At 74.1% G+C, this 572-nt stretch carries 1 protein-coding gene; it reads left to right on the top strand.

Annotation, left to right across the window (positions count from 1 at the left end; all coding sequences use genetic code 11):
- On the top strand, positions 1 to 572 hold a 572-nt coding region (locus tag FVW20_RS18375), incomplete at both ends, for a PQQ-dependent sugar dehydrogenase family protein (protein ID WP_504739168.1).

Here is a 572-nt window from a genome sequence, read left to right as displayed (position 1 = left end):
CCGGATGCCCCTCTTGCCGCCCCGCGCGCCGTGGTGGCCCTTTCCGTGGCGCCACCGGCCCCTGCCGCGCTGGCCGTACCCGACGACCTACCTCTGGGCGAACTGCGCCTGCCGCCGGGCTTCACGGTGGAACTGTACGCCCGGGTGCCCAACGCCCGGCAGATGGCCCTTGGCACGCGCACCCTGTTCGTGGGTTCCCTGCGCGCGGGCATGGTGCATGCCCTTCCCCTGGACGACACGCTGCGCCCCCTGCGCGTGCTGCGGCTTGCGGAAGGGCTGTCGCTGCCCGCCGGGGTGGCCTTTCACGAGGGGGCGTTGTACGTGTCCGCCGTGTCGCGCCTGCTGCGCTACGACCGGGTGGAGGAATGGGCGCACGCCCGGACCGGCATCGCGCCTTACGGGCTTGTTCCCGCTTCATCCGGCCCCACTCCACCGACCTCTTCCCCGGCCCCCTCCCCGGTCACCGTGCGCGCCGACCTGCCGTCGGCGACGCACCACGGCGCCAAGGTCCTGGGTTTCGGGCCGGACGGCCTGCTGTACGTGCCCGTGGGCGCGCCGTGCAACGCCTGCCG

The organism is Nitratidesulfovibrio oxamicus (assembly GCF_015731765.1).
GTDB lineage: Bacteria > Desulfobacterota > Desulfovibrionia > Desulfovibrionales > Desulfovibrionaceae > Cupidesulfovibrio > Cupidesulfovibrio oxamicus.
This window is presented reverse-complemented; position numbering and strand designations above follow the sequence as displayed.